This window comes from Mesorhizobium australicum WSM2073, from assembly GCF_000230995.2.
Taxonomy (GTDB): Bacteria; Pseudomonadota; Alphaproteobacteria; order Rhizobiales; family Rhizobiaceae; genus Mesorhizobium; species Mesorhizobium australicum.
The window spans coordinates 1,060,617-1,081,876 of sequence record NC_019973.1 but is presented as its reverse complement, the minus strand read 5'-3'; the positions used below and the strand labels follow the sequence as shown (position 1 = coordinate 1,081,876).

25 protein-coding genes and 1 pseudogene are annotated in these 21,260 nt (G+C 64.1%); 12 read left to right on the top strand and 14 right to left on the bottom strand.

Annotated elements, in window-relative coordinates; all coding sequences use genetic code 11:
• Positions 1–1,167, top strand: coding sequence for an NAD(P)/FAD-dependent oxidoreductase (locus MESAU_RS05070; RefSeq protein WP_015314982.1), 1,167 nt, complete (start codon positions 1–3; stop codon positions 1,165–1,167).
• 232 nt (positions 1,168–1,399) lie between these two features.
• Here the strand turns inward: MESAU_RS05070 and MESAU_RS05065 are convergent, their stop codons facing one another.
• The 5 genes from MESAU_RS05065 to MESAU_RS05045 form a co-directional block, all read right to left on the bottom strand.
• Positions 1,400–2,137, bottom strand: coding sequence for a DUF72 domain-containing protein (locus MESAU_RS05065; RefSeq protein WP_015314981.1), 738 nt, complete (start codon positions 2,135–2,137; stop codon positions 1,400–1,402).
• A gap of 71 nt (positions 2,138–2,208) precedes the next feature.
• A complete protein-coding gene (locus MESAU_RS05060; protein WP_015314980.1) occupies positions 2,209–2,700 on the bottom strand; it encodes an SRPBCC family protein in 492 nt (163 codons plus the stop codon).
• A gap of 41 nt (positions 2,701–2,741) precedes the next feature.
• Positions 2,742–3,188, bottom strand: a complete 447-nt coding sequence (locus MESAU_RS05055) for an SRPBCC family protein (RefSeq protein WP_015314979.1) — start codon at positions 3,186–3,188, stop codon at positions 2,742–2,744.
• Complete coding sequence (locus tag MESAU_RS05050; RefSeq protein ID WP_015314978.1) at positions 3,188–3,505, bottom strand: ArsR/SmtB family transcription factor; 318 nt, start codon at positions 3,503–3,505, stop codon at positions 3,188–3,190. The genes MESAU_RS05055 and MESAU_RS05050 overlap by 1 nt, the downstream gene beginning before the upstream one ends.
• A gap of 82 nt (positions 3,506–3,587) precedes the next feature.
• Entirely contained in the window at positions 3,588–4,058 is a 471-nt protein-coding gene (locus tag MESAU_RS05045) for a GNAT family N-acetyltransferase (RefSeq protein WP_015314977.1), read from the bottom strand.
• Between the two features lie 154 nt (positions 4,059–4,212).
• Here MESAU_RS05045 and leuD point away from each other — a divergent pair, with 154 nt between their 5' ends.
• The 6 genes from leuD to leuB all read left to right on the top strand — a co-directional run bounded on the left by leuD (position 4,213) and on the right by leuB (position 9,128).
• Positions 4,213–4,818: a 3-isopropylmalate dehydratase small subunit gene (leuD, locus tag MESAU_RS05040; protein WP_015314976.1), complete on the top strand. Its 606-nt coding sequence runs from the start codon at positions 4,213–4,215 to the stop codon at positions 4,816–4,818.
• A gap of 50 nt (positions 4,819–4,868) precedes the next feature.
• On the top strand, positions 4,869–5,804 hold the full coding sequence (locus MESAU_RS05035) for a hypothetical protein (RefSeq protein WP_015314975.1): 936 nt from the start codon (positions 4,869–4,871) through the stop codon (positions 5,802–5,804).
• 159 nt (positions 5,805–5,963) lie between these two features.
• A complete protein-coding gene (locus tag MESAU_RS05030; RefSeq protein ID WP_015314974.1) occupies positions 5,964–6,968 on the top strand; it encodes a L,D-transpeptidase family protein in 1,005 nt (334 codons plus the stop codon).
• Positions 6,969–7,092: 124 nt separating this feature from the next.
• The gene (locus tag MESAU_RS05025; protein ID WP_015314973.1) at positions 7,093–7,476 is read left to right on the top strand and encodes a RidA family protein; all 384 of its coding nucleotides are present in this window, start codon (positions 7,093–7,095) and stop codon (positions 7,474–7,476) included.
• 13 nt (positions 7,477–7,489) lie between these two features.
• Positions 7,490–7,840, top strand: coding sequence for a VOC family protein (locus MESAU_RS05020; protein ID WP_015314972.1), 351 nt, complete (start codon positions 7,490–7,492; stop codon positions 7,838–7,840).
• Between the two features lie 184 nt (positions 7,841–8,024).
• On the top strand, positions 8,025–9,128 hold the full coding sequence (gene leuB, locus MESAU_RS05015; RefSeq protein ID WP_015314971.1) for a 3-isopropylmalate dehydrogenase: 1,104 nt from the start codon (positions 8,025–8,027) through the stop codon (positions 9,126–9,128).
• Here leuB and MESAU_RS05010 read toward each other — a convergent pair whose 3' ends face one another.
• From MESAU_RS05010 to MESAU_RS04995, 4 genes are all read right to left on the bottom strand, one after another.
• A complete protein-coding gene (locus tag MESAU_RS05010) occupies positions 9,129–9,578 on the bottom strand; it encodes a MarR family winged helix-turn-helix transcriptional regulator (RefSeq protein ID WP_015314970.1) in 450 nt (149 codons plus the stop codon). It abuts the gene before it with no gap.
• Complete coding sequence (locus MESAU_RS05005) at positions 9,571–9,999, bottom strand: SRPBCC family protein (RefSeq protein WP_015314969.1); 429 nt, start codon at positions 9,997–9,999, stop codon at positions 9,571–9,573. The genes MESAU_RS05010 and MESAU_RS05005 overlap by 8 nt, the downstream gene beginning before the upstream one ends.
• A gap of 135 nt (positions 10,000–10,134) precedes the next feature.
• Positions 10,135–10,866 (bottom strand): DUF805 domain-containing protein, encoded by a 732-nt coding sequence (locus MESAU_RS05000; RefSeq protein ID WP_015314968.1) that lies wholly within the window; start codon positions 10,864–10,866, stop codon positions 10,135–10,137.
• A gap of 215 nt (positions 10,867–11,081) precedes the next feature.
• The gene (locus tag MESAU_RS04995) at positions 11,082–12,950 is read right to left on the bottom strand and encodes a DEAD/DEAH box helicase (protein WP_015314967.1); all 1,869 of its coding nucleotides are present in this window, start codon (positions 12,948–12,950) and stop codon (positions 11,082–11,084) included.
• A 458-nt stretch (positions 12,951–13,408) separates the two neighbouring features.
• Between MESAU_RS04995 and MESAU_RS04990 the strand changes: the two genes are divergently transcribed.
• The gene (locus MESAU_RS04990; RefSeq protein ID WP_015314966.1) at positions 13,409–14,443 is read left to right on the top strand and encodes an aspartate-semialdehyde dehydrogenase; all 1,035 of its coding nucleotides are present in this window, start codon (positions 13,409–13,411) and stop codon (positions 14,441–14,443) included.
• A gap of 211 nt (positions 14,444–14,654) precedes the next feature.
• On the top strand, positions 14,655–15,107 hold the full coding sequence (locus tag MESAU_RS04985) for a GNAT family N-acetyltransferase (protein WP_015314965.1): 453 nt from the start codon (positions 14,655–14,657) through the stop codon (positions 15,105–15,107).
• 2 nt (positions 15,108–15,109) lie between these two features.
• Here MESAU_RS04985 and MESAU_RS04980 read toward each other — a convergent pair whose 3' ends face one another.
• Positions 15,110–15,517, bottom strand: coding sequence for an ACT domain-containing protein (locus MESAU_RS04980; RefSeq protein ID WP_015314964.1), 408 nt, complete (start codon positions 15,515–15,517; stop codon positions 15,110–15,112).
• Positions 15,518–15,689: 172 nt separating this feature from the next.
• Between MESAU_RS04980 and MESAU_RS04975 the strand changes: the two genes are divergently transcribed.
• The 3 genes and pseudogenes from MESAU_RS04975 (at position 15,690) to MESAU_RS04965 (ending at position 17,551) form a co-directional block, all read left to right on the top strand.
• Positions 15,690–16,595 (top strand): bestrophin family protein, encoded by a 906-nt coding sequence (locus MESAU_RS04975; protein ID WP_015314963.1) that lies wholly within the window; start codon positions 15,690–15,692, stop codon positions 16,593–16,595.
• 103 nt (positions 16,596–16,698) lie between these two features.
• A pseudogene (locus tag MESAU_RS04970) lies at positions 16,699–17,108 on the top strand (DoxX family protein).
• Between the two features lie 179 nt (positions 17,109–17,287).
• Entirely contained in the window at positions 17,288–17,551 is a 264-nt protein-coding gene (locus tag MESAU_RS04965; protein ID WP_015314961.1) for a glycine zipper domain-containing protein, read from the top strand.
• 78 nt (positions 17,552–17,629) lie between these two features.
• Here the strand turns inward: MESAU_RS04965 and rpsP are convergent, their stop codons facing one another.
• The 4 genes from rpsP to MESAU_RS04945 form a co-directional block, all read right to left on the bottom strand.
• Entirely contained in the window at positions 17,630–18,028 is a 399-nt protein-coding gene (gene rpsP / locus MESAU_RS04960; protein ID WP_015314960.1) for a 30S ribosomal protein S16, read from the bottom strand.
• 48 nt (positions 18,029–18,076) lie between these two features.
• Positions 18,077–18,403 carry a chorismate mutase gene (locus MESAU_RS04955; protein ID WP_015314959.1) on the bottom strand — a complete coding sequence of 109 codons (327 nt, stop codon included), beginning with the start codon at positions 18,401–18,403 and terminating at the stop codon, positions 18,077–18,079.
• Positions 18,404–18,410: 7 nt separating this feature from the next.
• Entirely contained in the window at positions 18,411–20,006 is a 1,596-nt protein-coding gene (ffh, locus tag MESAU_RS04950) for a signal recognition particle protein (protein WP_015314958.1), read from the bottom strand.
• 294 nt (positions 20,007–20,300) lie between these two features.
• Positions 20,301–21,257 carry a CPBP family intramembrane glutamic endopeptidase gene (locus tag MESAU_RS04945; protein WP_015314957.1) on the bottom strand — a complete coding sequence of 319 codons (957 nt, stop codon included), beginning with the start codon at positions 21,255–21,257 and terminating at the stop codon, positions 20,301–20,303.
• Between the last annotated feature and the right edge of the window lie 3 nt (positions 21,258–21,260).

Below are 21,260 nucleotides of genomic sequence, written 5' to 3'. Positions count from 1 at the left end.
GTGCGCTACGACATCGTCATCATCGGCGGGGCCATCGTCGGATCCTCGATCGCCTACTATCTGCGCGAGGAAGGATTTTCCGGTTCGATCGCACTGATCGAGCGCGACCCGCAATTCGCCCATGCGGCGACGACGCTGTCCATGGCCTCGATCCGCCAGCAATTCTCCATTCCGCAAAACATCCGCCTGTCGCAGTTCACGCTAAAACTGTTTCGGCGGCTGAAGGAAGAATTCGGCACCGACGCCGATATCGGTTTTCGCGAGGGCGGCTACCTCATCCTTGCCGGCGAGGCCGGGCTGCCGATCCTGAAAGCCAACCACGAAGCGCAGGTCGCCGAGGGCGCCGACATCCTGCTCGAGGACGCCGACCAGCTGACGCGCCGCTTCCCCTGGCTGTCGGCCGAAGGCATCACCGCCGGCGCCTATGGCCGGACCGGCGAGGGCTGGTTCGACGCGCATGCGATGCTGATGCTGTTTCGCAAGGCGCTGCGGCAGAAGAAGATCGACTTCATCAGCGCGTCGGTCACCGGCGTCGAGCGGCAGGGTGACCGCGTCACCGGCGTCAGCCTCGACAATGGCGATCGGCTCGAGGCCGGCACCGTCATCAATGCCGCCGGGCCGAATGCCGGCAAGGTCGCCGCCCTTGCCCAGCTTTCGCTGCCGGTCGAGCCGCGCAAGCGCAACGTCTTCGTGTTCGACGCGCGGGACAAATTTACTGACATGCCATTATTGGTCGATCCCTCCGGCATCTATGTCAGGCCGGAAGGCTCGGTCTACCTCACCGGCGGCGCTGAGCCGGAAGAGGGCGACGGCCCGGCCGACCCCGGGGACTTCGACGTCGACTGGCCGTTGTTCGAAGAGGTGATCTGGCCGGTCCTGGCAACCCGCATCCCGGCCTTCGAGGCGATCAAGGCGACGCGCGCCTGGGCCGGGCACTACGATTACAACACGCTGGACCAGAACGCCGTGATCGGCCCGCACCCGCAAGTGACGAATTTCCTGTTCGCCAACGGTTTCTCCGGCCATGGCCTGCAACAGGCGCCGGCGGTCGGCAAGGCGCTGGCCGAACTGATCGTGCATGGCGGCTACCGGACGATCGACTGCTCGGCATTTGGCTACGCGCGTGTCGCCGAAGGGCGGGCCTTCCGGGAATTGAATGTGATTTGAGGTCAGGGGCTGCCTCGCGGGTTTGCCAGGCGCTCAGTTTCTTCGTCATTCCAGGGCGGAGCAGGAGCGAAGCGACGTCGCGGAGACCCTGGAATCCATGCCGTTACCGTTGTCGTAGTGTTCTAACGGCGCAGAACGAAGGGGGTGCCGATTGGCGCGTATTGTCGCGACAAGTCGACGTCGCGGCATGGATTCTAGGGTCGCGCGGCGTCGCTGCGCTCCTTGCCTCGCCCTAGAATGACGAAGTCTGGGCGTCAACCTTGAGCGCGTTGCCCAGCGCATTGCCTCCGGCCGTGTTGTCGAAGATTCCCCAGACCTCGGCACCCGAAGCGGCCGCCGCCTCGACTTGCCGGCTGAATCGGTCGAGGCTTTCGGCATCGTAGTCGGAGTAGTAGACGCGCGGCGCGCCGTGCCAGCGGAAATAGGCGATGCCGGGCCAGCCGCCCGGCATCGCCGCAGGTGGCACCGGAGCGGGATCGGCGGCAACGCGCGCGATCCGGCGATCGGCCAGAAGCGCTTCAGCCTCTGCTTCGAACCAGCTGGGATGGCGCGGCTCGCACACCACCCTAGTTTCGGTTCGGGTGCCCACCATGTCGAAGAAAGCGCTCGCGACATCGGGCTCGAAGGGCAGGCTCGGCGGCAGCTGCACCAGAAGCACGCTGAGCTTTGCGCCGAGACCTTCGACCTCTTGGAGAAAGCTTTGCAAAGGGTCGTTGCAGTCCACGAGACGGCGCTCATGGGTGATCGCCTTCGGCATCTTGATGGCGAAGCGGAAATCCTGCGGCACGGCGCGTGCCCAGCGCTCATAGGTCTCGCGGCGGTGCGGCTTGTAGAAGGACGTGTCGATCTCGACGATCGGAAAGTGCCGGGCGTAGCGTTCGAGATGCGATCCGGGTTGCGGGAAATTATTCTTGTATCGTGTCGGAATGCCCCAGCCAGCCGTGCCTATGAAACATGCCTGTTTTCCCATGCAAGGGATGTGGACCAGAACAGGCGTGGGTCAAGGCGTGCGGAGGGGCGTGACGTCGCTCCGCACGCCGATCAGGCCGCAGCCAGCCTTCCAGCCTCGACATGCGCCTGCAGCCAGGCCAGCACCCGGGCCCAGTCCTCGGCATGTTCAGCCGCCGCCTCTTGCCGCCCGCCAAAGCCGCCATGGCAGATGGTGACGCGCGTGCCGTCGGCGATAGGCTCCAGCAGCCAGGCGACCCTGGTTTGCCGCCGGCCAAGCGTGGGATGGTCCCAGCCATGGGCCCACGTCTGCACGATCCGGCGCGGTGTTTCGATTTCGAGGAATTCGCCGCCGGCCGGCAGGTCCCTACCGCCGGCCGTGCGCACGACAACAGTCCAGCGGCCGCCGACGCGAAGGTCGGCCGACCAGTCGACCATCCGGTAGGTATCGGCTGACCCCCACCATTGCTCGGCTTCCTTGCCGACCAGCGCCCCGAAGACGCGTTCGGGAGGCGCGCCGATCTCGGCCGATGCCATGATCGTCTCGCCATTGGTCATGCTCCGCACCCTGAGAGCGTGCATCATCGATGCCTCCACGTGAAATTTGTTCGGCTAGCGAAACGAGTTCAAGCTTTCGATGGCGGACGCTCGAATCCCTTGCCGGTCTCGAGCAGACTCTTCAGGCTGGCCAGCACCAGCGGCCAGCCCTTGGCGACATTGCCGATCAACCTGTGCGGGCCGTCCGCCTCATGGGTGACGGCAAGTTTCATCAGCTCGCCGTCGGGCTCGATGGTGAAGGTGCAGCGCGTGTAGCCGTCTTGCCTGATCTCGGGCATCCATTCATTGCGCCATTTGATGACCAGGCGTCGTGGCGGGTCGATCTCGAGAATCTCGCCACTGTCGGCGACACGGCCGTCCGGGAAGATCAGCTTCCAGCTGGAGCCCACTTTCCAATCGCTCTCCTGATAGGAGCAGAGGAAAAACTGCCGGTTGAACTCCGGGGCGGTCAACGCCTCCCAGAGTTTCTTCGGCGTGGTGCGGATATAGGTCACGTAAACGAAGCTGTTGCTCATCAGTCTTCCCTTTCGAGGCGTTTCTTCAGATCACTCAATGCATCAAGCCGGTGGCGCTCGAATTTGCCGATCCAGCGTTCGGCGATCTCATTGATCGGAACCGGGTTGAGGTAGTGCTCCTTCTCTCGGCCCCGGCGGATGGTGGTGACGAGGTTCGCCTCTTCCAGGATCGCCAGGTGCTTGGTCACCGCCTGGCGGGTCATGGCCATCTCCGCGCACAGCGCATTGAGCGTCTGTCCGTTCCTGGCATGGAGGCTGTCCAGCAATTGCCGGCGTGTCGGGTCGGCCAGGGCGCGAAAGACGGCATCCATGCTCATGGCTTTAATATGCAACCATTTGGTTGCATGTTAAGCGACAAGGTCGCTCACCGTTGACGATGGATGGATCACAGAGGAAAAGTCAGCGCTGGCGGGAGATCCAGAAGGCGTCGGGCACGCGCTTCATGCCGATGCGTTCATAGAATCCGACAGCGTCGGGCATGGAAATCAGGCTGATGGCGACCGACGGTCCGAGCTGCCGGGCCACCTCGTCCATCAGTCCCTTGCCGATGCCCATGCCTTGCGCCTTAGCCGAGACGGCAAGATCGCTGATGTAGCAGACCCAGGAGAAGTCGGTCAGGCAGCGGGCAACGCCAATCAGCGGCCTGCCTCCCATGTCGAGACCGGCCATGTCGAGACCGGCCATGTCGAGACGGGCCATGTCGAGACGGGCGGTCACGATCAGGCTGGCGCCCTCCAGCATCGCCTTCAGCCTTGCCTCGTCATCGACGGGCCGGACTTCGCCGAGACCGGATTCCACCAGCACGCGGCGGAATTCGGGAATGCCGAGCGCCAGTTCGCGCGCATAGAGAACGTGGGAGTTTTCCACCATTGGACCAGACTGCACCATCGGGCGGTGAATTCGAAGCTGTTTTGCACAGCGCCCTTGTGCCGGCGCGCACGAACAGTTGCCTTTTATTTGCCCGCGGCTTTGTGTAAACCGAGCCTCAGCAAATCCCCCCGCAACGAAAACACGGGCCAAAGCCATGGAAAAATTCACCAAGCTCACCGGCGTCGCCGCTCCCATGCCGATCGTCAATGTCGACACCGACATGATCATCCCGAAGGATTATCTCAAGACGATCAAGCGCACCGGGCTTGGCACCGGCCTCTTCGCCGAGATGCGCTACAAGGACGACGGTTCGGAAAATCCGGATTTCGTGCTCAACAAGCCCGCTTACCGCAAGGCGCAGATCCTGGTTGCCGGCGACAATTTCGGCTGCGGCTCGAGCAGGGAACACGCGCCATGGGCGCTGCTCGATTTCGGCATACGCTGCGTCATCTCGACCTCGTTCGCCGACATCTTCTACAACAACTGCTTCAAGAACGGCGTGCTGCCGATCACCGTCAGCCCCGAGGACCTGGAGAAGCTGATGGACGACGCATCGCGCGGCTCCAACGCCACCCTGTCGGTCGATCTCGAAGCCAAGGAAATCCGTGGCCCGGACGGCGGCGTGGTCACCTTCGACCTCGACGACTTCAAGCGGCACTGCCTGCTCAATGGGCTCGACGATATCGGCCTGACCATGGAAAAGGCAGGCGCCATCGCCTCGTTCGAGAAGAAGAACGCCGAACTGCGCCCCTGGGCCTGAGCGGCCGCCAGGACCGGCCCTTTCCGGGCCGGGTCGAGGGAGGGACAGTCATGAGACATCAGCTTCTTGCCGGCGTTTGCGGGCTGGCCTTGTTGCTGGCGCCCGCCGCGAGCGGGCTCGCGCAGACCCAGACGCCCGCCGCGCAACAGGCGCCGGCGGTGGAAAAGCCGGCCACCGATCAGGATGCGGGAGCCAACGCCGCCGACGCCGCCGATGACGACAAACAGGCGCCGGTGCCGTTCGAAGGCGGCCACCTCACCATCACGCAGCCGGAGCAGGACGGCGAGAAGGTGCTTGCTTATGACGGTAAGCAGCTGGCCAGCAATTACGATCTCTTCTTCGACAAGATTGTGGAGGTTGGCGGCATCAAGGTGGCCCTGTTCGATGTTGGCGATGGCGGCAATCAATGCGGCCCGGCGACGGTGATCGTCTGGAAGCCAGAAGGCGGCGCCATCCAGAGCACCAAGGTCGAGCAGGACGAGTGCGGAGCGCCGCCCGCCGGAGTGTCCGACAACGCCATCTATTTCGTGCCCTATCTCCTGCCGGGGGACCAGAAGCCGGCCCTGCAGTGGTCGCCGACGGATGGGCTGACGATTTCGGGCAATCTCACCTACATGCCCGAACCCGGCACCGACTGGAAAGACATCGATCCGGAAAAGTACCAGAACATCATCGACGCCTTCCACAATGAGGCTGTCTACAAGGAAGCCGAAAAGCTGCTCGGCAAGGACATGCCCGATATGGCGACCAGCCTGCTGGTCGGCGGCGGCACGGAAAAGACCGCGTCCGGCGCCTTCTTCGCCAGCGGCTGCGTGCCGCATGATTGCGGCGGCAATGACGGCTTCATGGCTGTCGACCCGGCCAAGCACCAGCTCTATTTCGCCCGCCGCGGCGACAATGGCCAACCGAACGCCTGGCCGGCGCTGGCGACATGGCCGGCCGATGTGAAGGAAGCGCTGGACAAGGCGCTGGGGTCGGCGAACTAGCCAGGGCATTTCCGGCGAAAGGGCGGCGCCTCCAGGGCTTTGCCCCTTTGTTTCGCGCAGGACCGCGTCAACCGCGATATTCGCTGGGACAAATGGAACCAGATCGGCCGCGCGGCGTCATAGAAGCAGTTTCGCGCGGCAGTGCCTGGAGTAACATCAATGGTCAGGCTCGTTCTTCTGGCGCTTGTTCTGTTCGCCCTCGCGGCTGGCGCCACAGAGGCGGCAAAGCTGGACGCAGCCGCCGTCAACAACGCCCAATTCACCGACGCCGCAACGAAGGGCGTCGACACGAGCGTGTTGAAGGCACAGGTCCTTCTGGATCGCGCGCGCTTCTCGCCTGGCCTGATTGACGGCCGCCAGGCGGAGAACTTCACCAAGGCGGTCCGGGCATTTCAGGCGGCCAACGCCCTGCCCGCCGATGGCAAGCTCAACCGGGAGACCTGGGACAAGCTGGTCGCAACCTCAACAGGCGCGGTTCTTGTGAACTACGAGCTGACGCGCAAGGACGTGCGTGGACCGTTTACCAAGCGCATTCCGGCCAGTATGGAAAGAATGGCTCGCCTGCGCAGGCTCGGCTACCGCAGTTCGCTGGAACGGATCGCGGAGCACTTCCACATCAGCGAACAATTGCTGCGCAGGCTCAACCCGGGCATCAGCTTCAGGAAGGCGGGCGCAAAGGTGCTGGTGCCGGCTATCGACCGAGGCGATCCGCCCTCAGCCATTGTCAGCGTCGAGGTCGACAAGGCCGCGCGCCAGGTTCGCGTTCTCGACAATTCCGGCAAAGTGGTTTCGGTCTACCCCGCCTCGATTGGAAGCGAAGAGAAGCCGGCGCCGAGCGGCGAGGCACAAGTCGTACGCGTGGTCCACAATCCCACCTATCACTACGATCCCCGCTTCGCGTTCAAGGGCGTGAAGACCAAACGACCCTTCACCATCGCTGCCGGACCAAACAATCCTGTCGGATCGATCTGGATCGATCTGTCCATTGAAAGTTACGGCATTCACGGCACGCCCGAACCAGGCAAGATCGGGAAGACCTTTTCGCATGGCTGCATCAGACTGACCAATTGGGATGCCGAAGACCTCGCCCTTGAGGTGCACAAAGGCACAAAGGTTGTCTTCACTGGAGAAACGGCTGAATCGGCCGAGGGCCAACCCGGCTGAGGCATCGCGGGAAGAGGGCTGGCCCGTCGGGACCATAGATTCTGCACCGCCGATCCATCCGCATTGGCCCATGGCAGGATCGGTTTTTCCCCGCAGACTAGCTGCAACAATGCGAGGCTCCCCCATGCGCAAGCTCATCTCAACCGGCTCGCCGTTCGAAAAGACCGCCGGCTATTCACGCGCCGTGGTGCAGGGCGACTGGTGCTTCGTGTCCGGGACGACCGGCTACGATTACGCCACCATGACGATGCCGGACAGTGTCGAGGCGCAGACGCGCAATTGCCTCGCGACGATCGGCAAGGCGTTGCAGGACGGCGGCTTCGAGATATCCGACGTGGTGCGCGCGCACCACTACATCACCGACCAGGCCTTCGTGGATGTGGTCTTCCCGATCCTTGGCGAGACATTCGGCGACATCAGGCCGGCGGCGACGATGATCGTCTGCCAGCTCAACAAGCCGGAAATGAAGATCGAGATCGAGGTGACGGCGCTGCGGCGTACCGTGTGAGGAGACTTCCGCCATGAAGGTCCGGCGTATCGTGGCCAATATCGAAACGCCGGACGTGGCCGCGGCGAACCGTTTCTACCATGACGTGCTTGGCCTCGACATCCTGATGGATCAGGGCTGGATCGTAACCTACGGTTCCGAGGACATGATGGAGCTGCAGGTCAGCTTCATGACGCAAGGCGGGTCCGGTACGCCGGTGCCGGATCTGTCGATCGAGGTGGACGATGTCGATGCGGCATTCGAAGCCATGAAGGGCGCCGGCTTCGCCGTCGAATACGGACCCGCCGATGAACCCTGGGGCGTGCGGCGCTTCTATGTGCGCGATCCGCTGGGCCGACTGGTCAACATTCTCTCGCACCGGTGAGCGCATCTTCCGTGGCCACTAACTTGGACATGCCGGCGGGACAGCGGCGACAGGTCCTTCGTCCTCCCCTTGCGCTGCAACCGCTTGGCGTTTAGCAAGGCCGCGTCGCACAGCGCCGCGAGCCTCTTTGGCGCGCGAAGGACGCCGTGCAAACCGAAACGCATTCTTTCTAGGACGGCTCACCATGGCAACGAAGCATCTTTTCCTGCTCCCCGGCGACGGCATCGGCCCCGAGGCGATGGCCGAGGTCAAGAAGCTGATCTCGGCCATGAACGCAAAGCTCGGCAGTGGCTTCGTCACCGACGAGGGCCTGGTTGGCGGCTGCGCCTTCGATGCGCACGGTGCGGCGATTTCCGATGCCGACATGGAAAAGGCGATGGCTGCGGACGCGGTGCTGTTCGGCGCCGTCGGCGGACCGAAATGGGATGCCGTGCCTTACGAGGTGCGCCCCGAAGCCGGCCTGCTGCGCCTGCGCAAGGACATGGAGCTGTTCGCCAATCTCAGGCCCGCCATCTGCTATCCGGCGCTGGCCGCATCGTCCTCGCTGAAGCAGGAAGTCGTCGAAGGCCTCGACATCCTCATCGTGCGTGAGCTGACCGGCGGCGTCTATTTCGGCGAGCCCAAGCAGATCATCGATCTCGGCAACGGCCAGAAGCGCGGCATCGACACCCAGGTCTACGACACGTTCGAGATCGAGCGCATTTCGGGCGTCGCTTTCGAGCTCGCGCGGACCCGCAAGAACCATGTCACCTCGATGGAAAAGCGCAACGTCATGAAGTCGGGCGTGCTGTGGAACGAGGTCGTCACCCAGACCCACAAGGCACGCTATTCCGACGTCAAGCTCGACCACATGCTGGCCGATGCCGGCGGCATGCAGCTGGTGCGCTGGCCAAAGCAGTTCGACGTCATCGTCACCGACAATCTGTTCGGCGACATGCTGTCCGACATCGCCGCCATGCTGACCGGCTCGATCGGCATGCTGCCGTCGGCCTCGCTCGGCGCGCCTGACGCCAAGACCAAGAAGCGCAAGGCGCTGTACGAGCCGGTGCACGGTTCGGCACCCGACATTGCCGGCAAGGGCATCGCCAACCCGATCGCCATGATCGCCTCCTTCGCCATGTGCCTGCGCTATTCCTTCGGCATGGTCGACGAAGCCGACAAGCTTGAAGGCGCTATCGCCGCCGTGCTCGACCAGGGCCTGCGCACCAAGGATATTTTCTCACCCGGCATGACCGAGGTCGGCACGGTCGAAATGGGCGACGCGATCATCGCCAAGTTCCTGGGATAATCAGCGGATCTCGCCGGCAAGCTGCCGCAGCAGACCGACGAGCCGCGCCTCGTCCACCGGCTCGAAAAACGCTGAGTCGGCGGCCTCGACGGCGACGATCGCTTGCTGGGCGGCCGCCGCCCCGGCGGCGGTGACGCGGATCACCTTGGCCCGGGAGTCCCGGGAATCGGCTTCGCGTGCGATCAAACCCTTGGCCTCCAGCCGGGCGACGACGTCAGAGGTCATCTTCACCTCCGTGCCGGCCTGGGCGGCGAGCTGCACCTGGTTGGGCGGTTCGCCATTGCGGCCAAGCCACATCGCCGAGGCGAGCAGCACGAACTGGACATGCGTCAGGTCGAGCGGCGCCAGCGCCGCCGTCATGACGCGCTGCCAGCGCATGGTGGTTCGCCAGAGCAGTAAGCCGGGGCTCTCCGACGGCCCGCCCTTGAAGCGCGTGTCGAGTTCAGCCATGGTTCGCCAACGCCTCCGCCTGCTCGAACAACTTGGCCATCGACACGTCGAAATCGCCACTGATCTGGGGCCCGAGTTCCGGGCCGACCTCGGCGGCCGAAGGACCTGAGATATCGAGCCGGTGCGTCACCTGCGTGCCGCCTTCGACAGGCACCAGAGTGTGCCGGAACAGCAGCTTGGTGTCGCCGAACGAAGTTTCATCGGCATAGGTCACGTTTTCGACGAGATCGACGATGGTCGATTCGAACGTGTCCTGACCGACCGGCGTCACCGAGACGCGGGTGCCCTTGGCGAATGGCCCATGCAGCACGAAGGTATCGGAGCCTTCATAAGTCAGGCGGCCTTCATGCAAGGCCTTGAGCGCGTTCCAGATGGCTTGCGCAGGAAGGGGGGAAGTCGCGGTGTATTCATTGGTCCACATCGTCTTGCTCCATTCACCTATTTAATCTGCACACAGACTATCTGTGCGCGGATTAAATAGCAAGCGGAATCTTCGTCTGTGACGAAGATCGGCTGAACCGTCGTTTTTGGAGTGACCTTTCTCGGGAACTGACCGCTAAACCCTGACTCCAGCAGGCACTGGTCCCCACTGGTTTTCACGCGCCTGGGTCGGGATCAGCGCGAAGACCAGGATGATCAGGCTGCCGATGCTGGGGATCAGGATCACCAGATAGAGCCAGCCCGACAGGCCGATATCGTGCAGCCGGCGCACGGTCATGCCGAGGCCGGGCAGGAGCGTCGCCAAGAGGAAGGTGCCGCAGAGGCCGACCGTCACCGCCGCCGAGACATCTGTGTCGAAATTGCCCATTTCGATATCGGTGAAGATGCCGATGCCGCCGACGATCAGCAGGCAGACCACCCAAAACAGGCAATAGCCCCAATATTCCTTGCGGCGGGCGCGGCCGGCGAAGTTGAAGTAGTTCTGCGTCAGTCCACGCCAGAAATAGCCCCAGAGATCACTGGGTTCGGCGGTTGCGCTCTCGCTGGATCGGCCGAACTGCTGCGCCTGCGGTGCGCGGGCTGTGGATGCGGTGCCGGCTTGGGCCGGTGCCGCATCTATGCCTGCGCCAACCGTCGAGTTCACGGCCGGGCCTGCGGTGGTTTGGCCAGCGATCGAAAAGACGTCGCGCGCCTGGCCGCCGCCCGGCTGGAACTCGACCGCCGTCCCGTTGGGCATGGCGGTTTGCCGGCGCAGGTTCTCGCGGGTGAAAGTGTAGCTGCTGCCGTCGGCTCCGGTGATGAAGCCGAAGCCCTGGTCCTCGTCATAGTGAAGCACTTCACCGCGCATCCGCCCGCCCCTTGTAGCCCGTTCCCTGCCAAGATGTGGCACAGGCCCAAGCCCATGGGCAAGCCGCCCATAGCTATGACAGCCAAGCGTTCCGATGCCTGCCGCGCGTCCCTGGCCGGGCACATCGCCAGACAGCACCGGCCGACCGTGGCGTCGGCAAGCTGGGCGGCGATCATCCGGGCCGGCCTGAAGCAGAGCGCGGCCAGTCTGGATTCCTACGAAGGCCGCTTCTTCGTCTTCTTGTTTTTTGGCGGACCGGCGTTGTCGAATTTCGGCTTGCCCGGCTTCTTCGCCCACGGCTTTGCCTCATGCGTGGTGGCCGGACGCTGGTCGACTGAAGCCGGTGCGCGCTTCTCGAATTTGCGCTTCGGCGCGTTCGGGTCGAACGGCGCCTTGCCGCGATGCGGCTTCTTGTCCGGGCTCGGCGGCTGATAGCCGGCCCGCGACAGGTCCGGCGTGCCGTCCAGCCGCTTGACCACGATGTTGCCCTGCAATTTGCGGTCGGGCCCGATCGCGGCGAGAAAGCGCTCCGCCCAGTCGGCGGCGATCTGCACGAAGGTCTCTTCCGGCTGCATCTTGATGGCGCCGATCTCGCGCTTGGAAATGCTGCCGGCACGGCACAGCATCGGGATCAGCCAGCGCGGCTCGGCATTCTGGCGGCGCCCCACCGACAGCGAGAACCAGACGCTGGCGCCGAAATCGTCGCGACGGCTCGGTGCCTCGTCGCGAGGGCTGAATTTTTCGCCCGCCGCTCTTTCACGCGATGGCGTGAAAGGCGCGACGTCCATGAGATCCTCGGGCGCCGAGCGGCTGGCGCGGCATTGGCGCACGAAGGCGGCCGCCACCTGTTCGGCGCCATGCCGGCTAAGAAGCGCATCGATGAACTCGCGCTCGTCATCCTTGACCGGTTCGTCGAAAGCCGGGTCGGCAAGAATGCGCTCGTCGTCGCGCCGCATCACGTCGTCGGCCGAGGGCGGGCTCGCCCAGGTCGCCGTCAGCTTGGCGCTTTGCAGCAGCCGCTCGGTGCGCCTGCGGGCGCTGTTAGGCACGATCAGCGCGCTGACGCCCTTGCGCCCGGCACGTCCCGTGCGGCCGCTTCGGTGCAGCAGCGTTTCGGGATTGGTCGGCAGGTCGGCGTGGATCACCAGCTCGAGATTGGGCAGGTCGATGCCGCGCGCCGCGACGTCGGTGGCGATGCAGACTTTCGCGCGGCCGTCGCGCATCGCCTGCAGCGCGTGGCTGCGTTCGTTCTGGCTGAGTTCACCCGAGAGCGCCACGACGGAAAAATTGCGGTTGTTGAAGCGTGCGGTCAGATGGTTGACGGCGGCGCGCGTGTTGCAGAACACCAGCGCGTTCTTGGCCTCATAGAAGCGCAGCACGTTGATGATGGCGTTCTCGCGGTCGGCCTGGGCTACATTCAGCGCCCGATACTCGATGTCGAGATGCTGCTTTTCCTCGCCGGCGGCCGAGATGCGCACGGCATCGCGCTGATAGCCCTGTGCGAGCGTGGCGATGGAGCGCGGCACGGTGGCCGAGAACATCAGCGTCCGGCGCTCGGCCGGTGCGGCATCGAGGATGAATTCGAGGTCCTCGCGAAAGCCGAGGTCGAGCATCTCGTCGGCCTCGTCGAGAACCACGGCCTTCAGCGTCGACATGTCGAGCGAATGCCGCGTGATGTGGTCGCGCAGCCGGCCGGGCGTGCCGACGACGATATGGGCGCCGCGCTCCAGCGCGCGCCGTTCGGTGCGCATATCCATGCCGCCGACGCAGGACGCCACCGTGGCGCCGGTTGGCTCATAGAGCCATTCGAGCTCGCGCGTCACCTGCAGCGCCAGTTCGCGTGTCGGCGCCACCGCCAATGCCAGCGGCGCCGCTGCCGGGCCGAAACGTTCCGCGCCGTCGAGCAGCGTCGGCGCCATGGCAAGGCCGAAGGCGACGGTCTTGCCCGAGCCGGTCTGCGCCGACACCAGCGCGTCGGCCTGGCCGAGCTCCAGCACCGCCTTCTGCACCGGTGTCAGGTCGGAATAACCGCGTTTTTCCAGCGCTTGTGCCAGCGCGGGAACAATACCATCGAAGTTGGACATCTCGTTCTTTCGGAATTCAGGGTTCTGCGCTCATCATGGAGCACATGCCGGGGGGCTGGCGACGCCAGCCAAACAATCTTGGCCGTTCGTACTTCCTGCCGCCCTTCTTGTACAGGGTGCCGTGAAGGCTATGCGGCGTACCGCCAATTGACTCCTGCCGCAAACCGCGTAAAAGCCCGCTTCGAACGGGATCGTTTTTCGATGCGCGGCCTTTTGATGGCTCTTCTTGCATTCGATGCCCCCAGCCTCAATGCGAACCATTGGGCCGGGCGCGTCGCTGCGTCGCCTCGTTCCGGCAAAACCCCATTCTTGGCCAAGAAAACCACCAAAACCACCACCAAAACGGTGTGATTCCCTTGGCCTAACCACCCTCTCCCGGGTCCGGCCCGGGGGACGGAACCCGCACTTGGCCGGCGGGTTTTCTCCAAAAACCAAGCGGAGAGGGACAGGAGATTTTTATGAGTTTCAAGGTTGCGATAGTCGGCGCCACGGGCAATGTGGGCCGGGAAATGCTCAACATCCTGGAAGAGCGTGGCTTTCCAGTGAGCGAAGTCGTGGCGCTCGCCTCGCGGCGCAGCATGGGCACGGAAGTGTCGTTCGGCGACCGCACGCTGAAGGTCAGGCCGCTCGACCAGTATGATTTTTCCGACACTGACATCTGCATCATGTCGGCCGGCGGCAATGTCTCCAAGGAATGGTCGCCGAAGATCGGCAAGCAGGGCTGCGTCGTCATCGATAATTCGTCGGCCTTCCGTTACGACCAGGACGTGCCGCTGATCGTGCCCGAGGTTAACCCGGACGCGATCTCGCTGTTCACACGCAAGAACATCATCGCCAACCCGAATTGCTCGACGGCGCAGCTCGTCGTGGCGCTGAAGCCGCTGCATGATTTCGCCACCATCAAGCGCGTCGTCGTCGCCACCTACCAGTCGGTATCCGGCGCCGGCAAGGAAGGCATGGACGAGCTGTTCACGCAGACGCGCGCGGTGTTCGTCGCCGACAGCGTCGACGTCAAGAAGTTCACCAAGCGCATCGCCTTCAACGTCATCCCGCATATCGACGTCTTCCTCGATGACGGTTTTACCAAGGAAGAATGGAAGATGGTCGCCGAGACCAAGAAGATGCTCGATCCCAAGATCAAGCTGACGGCGACCTGCGTGCGCGTGCCGGTGTTCATCGGCCATTCGGAAGCGGTCAACATCGAGTTCGAGAAGCCGATCACCGCCGATGAGGCGCGGGAGATTCTCCGGGACGCCCCGGGCTGCCAGGTCTTGGACAAGCGCGAGGATGGCGGCTACATCACGCCGCTGGAATCGGCCGGCGAGGACGCCACCTTCATCTCGCGCATCCGCGAGGATTCGACCATCGACAACGGCCTGTCGATGTGGATCGTCTCCGACAATCTGCGCAAGGGCGCGGCGCTGAACGCCGTGCAGATCGCCGAGCTCCTGGTCGAGCGCGGCCTTATCCAGCCGAAGAAGAAGGCGGCTTAATCCCGCTCACGGGCCGCACCGCCGCTGCCGCGGCTGGCCCTCCGCGAGGGCGCCGGACGACCGGCGGCCCGCTGTCGCGGGCTCGGCCTCCGGCCGTTAGCCCTCTTCTCCCCGTCACTATACGGGGAGAAGGTCCCGGCAGGGGGATGAGGGGCGGCGCTGGCCTGTCCATTTTCCTCGACCGACCGGCGGCAGTCACAGGCTTGTAGTTATGACCGATAACATCAAAGTCGCTCCGCGCCCGGCCATCGGTTCCGACGCCGCTTCCATCGCCAAGGTCATGCGTGCGGCGCTTGCCTCGTTCGACTGGATGCCGGTCTTGCACACGCCGGAGCAGGACTTGTCTTTCATCCGAGATATCGTGTTGCCCAACCAGCAGGTGATGATCGCCGAGGCCGACAATGACATTATTGGCTTCATTTCGGTCAAAGGCGAATGGATCGAGCAGCTTTATCTTGATCCGGCCTGGACGGGCCAAGGAATTGGTAGCCGGCTAGTGGAAGAGGCTGCCGCCATCTTGCCGTTGGTCAAGTTATATTGCTTTCAGGCCAACAGCGGTGCCCGCCGCTTCTATGAACGCCACGGATTTCGCGCCGAAGCGTTCGGCAACGGTTCGACCAATGAGGAAGGATTGCCGGACATTCTTTACGTCCGAAGGCGCTGATTTCAGCCAGCGCTGTCCTTGGCGAGCTGATGCAGCATCGCCATCGCCTCCTCCGCCCGCCCAGCCGGCACGAACAGATGGTCGTGGTAAAAACCCGAGACCGGATTGACGCCCATGCCGGCGGCGGCTAGGCGCCCGGTGATGGCGGCAAGGAAGCCTACGGCTTCCAGCGATGAATGGACGTTCAGCGTGATCATCCGGCAGCGGAACGAGGCGGTCAGCTTCGTGCTCCGGGCGGCTTCCTCCGTCACGATCAGCGTCGTGCCTTCGCGCTCCCGAAACGCCATGACCGGTTCGAGGCCTTCGGGCTGTGGAACGCCAGGCGCCAGCGTGGCGAAGACATAGATGCCATCGCGCAGTTCCGGCGTCATCGACGCCAACAGAGTGCTCAGATCGGTCTCGCCCGTCATTTTTTCTCGCCTGCATCGGGACGGCAGCAGCTTCTCAATATCCGCAAACAGCACACACCGGTAGTCGACACACGGACGACATGGCAATGTCGGCGGCGGCCGGGCTTGCATGACGGCCGCATCGCACAATACAGGAGCTGAGGGCCGACGCTGGTCCGTGAAAGGCTCCCGAATGATCGTTCGTCCGCGCCCCACCTTCCTGCAGCTGTTCTTCATCATGCGCGGTTCGGTGGTGCCACGCATCCTGCCGCAGATTTTCGGCTTCGCGATCTATTCGGTGGTCATCCTCGTCGTGGCGCGCCGGTTCCAGCTCGATCTCGGCGTCTTCAACATCACGCCTTTCGGACTGGTGGGCGTGACCTTGTCGATCTATCTGTCGTTTCGCAACAACGCCGCCTATGATCGCTGGTGGGAGGCGCGCAAACTGTGGGGCGCGCTGGTCTTCGAAATCCGCAATCTGGCCCGCGCCACGACAAGCCTCATTCCCGATCGGGCCGAGCAGCGCGCCCTGCTGCTGGAAGCGCTGGCCTTCTGTCATTTTCTGCGCGGCCAGTTGCGCAAGATCGACAGCGTCAAGGAGGTCCATGCCTTCATCGAGGCTGAAGCCGGGACGGCCGCTAGTTTCGCCAATCCGGCGGACGAGATGGTCAGGCGCATGGGCCGCCGTGCCAATGCGCAGCGCCGGGCTGGCGACCTCGACACGATCGGTTTCCGCATTCTGGATGAGAGGCTGGCGTCAATCACCGCCATCCAGGCCGGCTGCGAGCGGATCGCCGGCACGCCCTTGCCCTTCGCCTACACGCTGCTGGTGCACCGCACGGCCTACATCGTGTGCCTGCTGCTGCCGATTGGCCTGATCTCGACCACCGGTTGGGCAACGCCATTGTTCACGGCGCTGATCGCCTACACCTTCTTCGGCCTCGACGCGCTTTCGGAAGAGCTTGAGGATCCGTTTGGCACCGAAGCCAACGACCTCGCGCTCGACGGCCTGTGCCGGGTCTGCGAAATCTCGGTGTTCGAGGCCTTGGGCGAGACGCCACCAAAGATGCTGTCGGCCGAAAAGTTCTATCTTTCGTAACGCCGCACCGTCAAAAATCCGAACATTTGTCGGATCGACGCCTCATGGAACGTCCTTGGGTCGACCCCACCGAAAAAGGGGCTGACCATCAGGAGGACACCCAATGAGCATTTCTCAAACCGCGCCCGTCTCGGCTGGCGCCCTGTGGACCGGGGGGGGCTCAGCGGCCTCATCGTCCTGTTCATGATCTTCGACGGCGCCATCAAGCTGCCGCCGCTCGACGTGGTCACCCAGACGATGGTGCCGCTTGGGTGGCCAGCCGATCCCAACGTCGCGCGCATGCTGGGCGTCATCGGCCTGGTCTCGACCGCGCTCTACGCGCTGCCGCGCACCTCCGTGCTCGGCGCCCTCCTGCTCACCGCCTATATGGGCGGCGCCATCGCCACCAATGCGCGCATCGGCAATCCGCTGTTCTCGCACATGCTGTTCGGCGTCTATCTCGGCATCATCCTATGGGGCGGCCTCTATCTGCGCGACCCCAGGGTTCGTGCGCTGATCCCGTTCAGCCGATAGCTGTTCCGAGCCAAGAACAGCGTCCACTTCGCCTGCACGCCATCGGGTGGCAATACCGCCGATGCGGTCTGTTTGGGCGAGCAGCGTCGCGATCTTCGTTCTCCTCGGGATCAAATTAGCCGTCTGAGAGTTAAGCACTTGGCGGCGAGACGGCGATCCGCGTGTGAGAGGAACGACAAATGAAGAAAATACTGACCATTCTGGTGCTGACGACGGCACTGGGTGCATGTTCGCAAACGGAAAAAGGGGCTGCCGTGGGCGGCCTGGGCGGTGCTGCGGTTGGCGCGGCCGTGGCCGGAGATCCGGTGCAGGGCGCTGTTGTCGGCGGTGCGGTCGGCGCCGTGGCCGGCGCGCTGATCGGCCATGCCAGCGAAAGCGGCCAATGCCGGTACCGCGATCGCCATGGTCGGGTCTATGTCGATCGCTGCCCAAGCGGTTATTGATCGGCCTTAGTCCAAACATGAAGAGCAAAACGGCGGGCACAGGCCCGCCGTTTTGTTCCCGCAATGAATAGGAAGCGATTACTCGGCGGTAGCGGCTTCCGCTTCGGCCGGTGCGGCAGCGGCCGAAGCGGCGGCAGCGGCGTCTTCCTGGGCCTTCTTCAGCAGGGCGGCGCGTTCCTGCGCCTTCTTGCCGGGCTCGGCCTTCTTCGGGTTGGAGCGGGCTTCGCGCTTGGCAAGGCCGGCCTCATCGAGGAAGCGCAGCACGCGGTCGGTCGGCTGGGCGCCGTGCGACAGCCAATGCTTGACGCGGTCGGCGTCGACCTTGATGCGCTCGCCGTCCTTCGGCAGCAGCGGGTTCCACGAGCCGAGCGACTCGATGAACCGGCCGTCGCGAGGCGAACGGGCGTCGGCAACGACGACGTGGTAGTAAGGACGCTTCTTCGAGCCCGCACGGGCCAGTCTGATCTTCAGTGCCATTTCTTTTCTCCTAAAAGCTCTGATTTCGTTTGATAAGTCAGGGTTTCTTCAACCCGTTTTCGTCACGCCGTTGGCAGCGGCGATCTGTTCGTGGTGCCGGATCACTTCGCGGACGACGAAGTTGAGGAATTTCTCCGCGAAATCCGGGTCGAGATGCGCGTCATGCGCCAGCTGGCGCAGGCGGGCGATCTGCTGCTGCTCGCGCGCCGGGTCGGCCGGCGGCAGGCCATGCTCGGCCTTGAGCACGCCAACCGCCTTGGTGCAGCGGAAGCGCTCGGCGAGCATGTGGATGAGGGCCGCGTCAATGTTGTCGATCGAGGCGCGGTAGCCGGCCAGGATGGTGCGGGCGTCGGCCATGTCCTTTTCTTCGTTCATAGCGTCCTCACTTTTTCTTGCCGAGACCGGGCAGGCCGCCACCGCCGCCAAGGCCGGGAAGCTTCATGCCGCCGGGCAGGCCGGGCAAGCCGCCGCCGGGAAGACCGCCGGGCAGGCCCTTCATGCCGCCGAGGCCGGCGGCCTGCGCCTGCTTCTGCAAGGCTTCGAGCTGCTTGGGGTCCATCTTCGACAGATCGGGCATGCCGCCCATGCCGCCGGGCATCATGCCGCCCCCCAAACCACCAAGGCCCATCTTGGAGGCAAGGCCACCCATCATGCCGCGCATCAGGCCGCCGCCTTTGCCCTTGCCGCCCATCGCCTTCATCATGTCGGCCATGCCGCGATGCATCTTAAGGAGCTTGTTGATCTCGGCGGCATCGGTGCCGGAGCCGGCGGCGATGCGCTTCTTGCGCGAGTGCTTGAGAATGTCGGGATTGGCGCGCTCGGCCTTGGTCATCGAGGAGATGATCGCGAGCTGGCGGCCGAACATCTTGTCGTCGAGGCCGGCGGCGGCCATCTGGTCCTTCATCTTGCCCATGCCGGGCATCATGCCCATGATGCCGCCCATGCCGCCCATCTTCGACATCTGCTGAAGCTGCTGGGCGAGGTCGTTCAGGTCGAACTTGCCCGACTGCATCTTCTTGGCCATCGCCGCCGCCTGCTCGGCATCGATGTTCTCGGCGGCTTTTTCGACGAGCGAGACGATGTCGCCCATGCCCAGGATGCGGTCGGCGATCCGCTTGGGGTGGAATTCCTCCAGCCCATCCATCTTTTCGCCGGTGCCGATCAGCTTGATCGGCTTGCCGGTGACGGCGCGCATCGACAGCGCGGCACCGCCACGGCCGTCGCCGTCCATGCGGGTCAGGACCAGGCCGGTGATACCGACGCGCTCGTCGAAGCTTTTCGCCAGGTTGACGGCGTCCTGGCCGGTCAGCGAATCGGCGACCAGCAGGATCTCGTGCGGGCTCGACACCTTCTTGATGTCGGCCATCTCGACCATCAGCGGCTCGTCGATATGGGTGCGGCCGGCGGTGTCGAGGATGACGACGTCATGGCCGCCGAGCTTGGCCGCCTGCACGGCGCGCTTGGCGATATCGACCGGGTTCTGGCCTGCGATAACAGGCAGCGTCGCCACCTTGACCTGCTCGCCGAGCTGGCGCAGCTGCTCCTGCGCGGCCGGACGCCGCGTGTCGAGCGAGGCCATCAGGACCTTCTTGTTCTGCCGCTCGGTCAGCCGCTTGGCGATCTTGGCCGACGTGGTGGTCTTGCCGGAGCCCTGCAGGCCGACCATCATGATGACGACCGGGGCCGGTGCGTTGAGGTCGATGGCGACACCCTCGGCGCCGAGCATGTCGACCAGCTCGTCATGGACGATCTTGACGACCATCTGCCCCGGCTTGATCGACTTCAGCACCGCGGCGCCGACGGCCTTCTCGCGCACCTTGTCGGTGAAGGACCGCACCACTTCCAACGCCACGTCGGCCTCGAGCAGCGCACGGCGCACCTCGCGCAACGCTGCCGAGACATCCGCCTCCGACAGCGCGCCACGGCCGGTCAGGCCGTTCAGGATGGAGCCAAGACGCTCCTGCAGCGATTCAAACATTCGTTTTCCTTTTCCCTGGCACCGGATGGTGCCCGAGAGGTAATGCGTTCGCGCCCAGTCTCCAAGCAAAAGCCAGTCCAAGCAAAAGCCCAAAACCAAAAAGCACCCGGGGGCGCACAGCGCTGCCGGGTGTTGGCCTCCAGGATCTGTTTACAGCACTCGGCCTCAAAGAGGTTTCGGCATCCTGGTCGGCTTGCTCGGAGGGATACTCGTCGCGGAATTGGTGGGCTGTAGACAGGAATTTGGCGCGAGAGTCAAGGCAAGGCCGGTGCCGCGCCGTTTCCCGGGCCGCGATCAGGCCGTGCTCGGGCCGTTGGGGACCTGGGCTGAGACCCTCAGCGGCGAGCGCGGATGCAGCAGCAAAACAATCGTCAGCAGGCTGCAGGCAATACCGATGAGCGCAATGAGGATGGCATCCGATATCATCCAGCCCGGTCCCTCGAGCGGCTTTGCAGTGAACAAGGCGAAGGAATTGTAGCTCTCCTGATGCGAGATCAGCAGGAAGCCGGTGAGGTTGTTGCCAAGATGGGCGCCAAGTGCCGCGCCGAGATTGCCGGTGGCGTAGACCACGAGGGTCAGAAGCAGCGCGAAGGCAGCGATCGACACCAGCACGCTGGCGTTGATGGCGGCCGACGAACCGCCGCTCCAGTGCAGCGAGGTGAACAGCAGGCCGGGCAGCAGCGCCCAGACGCACGGGCTTCTGAACCGATTGGCCAGGCCACGCAGCAGATAGCCGCGAAACAGCACCTCCTCCGACGAAGTCTGCAGCAAGGTGAGCGTGGCGATTGGGATCGCGAACAGCAGCCATGACGACAGGCTGATCGTGCCGCGCGCAATGCCGGGCTGCAGCAGATAGAGCAGGATTTCGGACAAGGCCGACGTGATCAGCACCGCGATCAGCCCCTTGAGGAAGTCCGGTCGCGCTACGCGGCGGCCGGCGCCAAGCAGCGCCGACAGCGGCTCGCCATGCACCCAGCGCATCACGATCCACAGGCCGATCCAGATCCCGGCGAAAGAGGCGAGCGCGCAGAGGATGCCGACGGGCGAGGCGAGAAAACCTTCCACGCCGTGTGGCGAAGCCGCCGCCCCCTGCCAGGCGAAGTAAACATGGGTGCCACCGAACAGCACGGCCGCGGTGGTGGCGGCCCAGAACAGGACGGCGATCAGCGTTCCCAGCAACAGGCGCGGCAAGGTCGTCCTGGCGTTCGGCGTGTTGCGATAGCGCTCGAAGGCGGTGTCGTCGATCGTCACGCT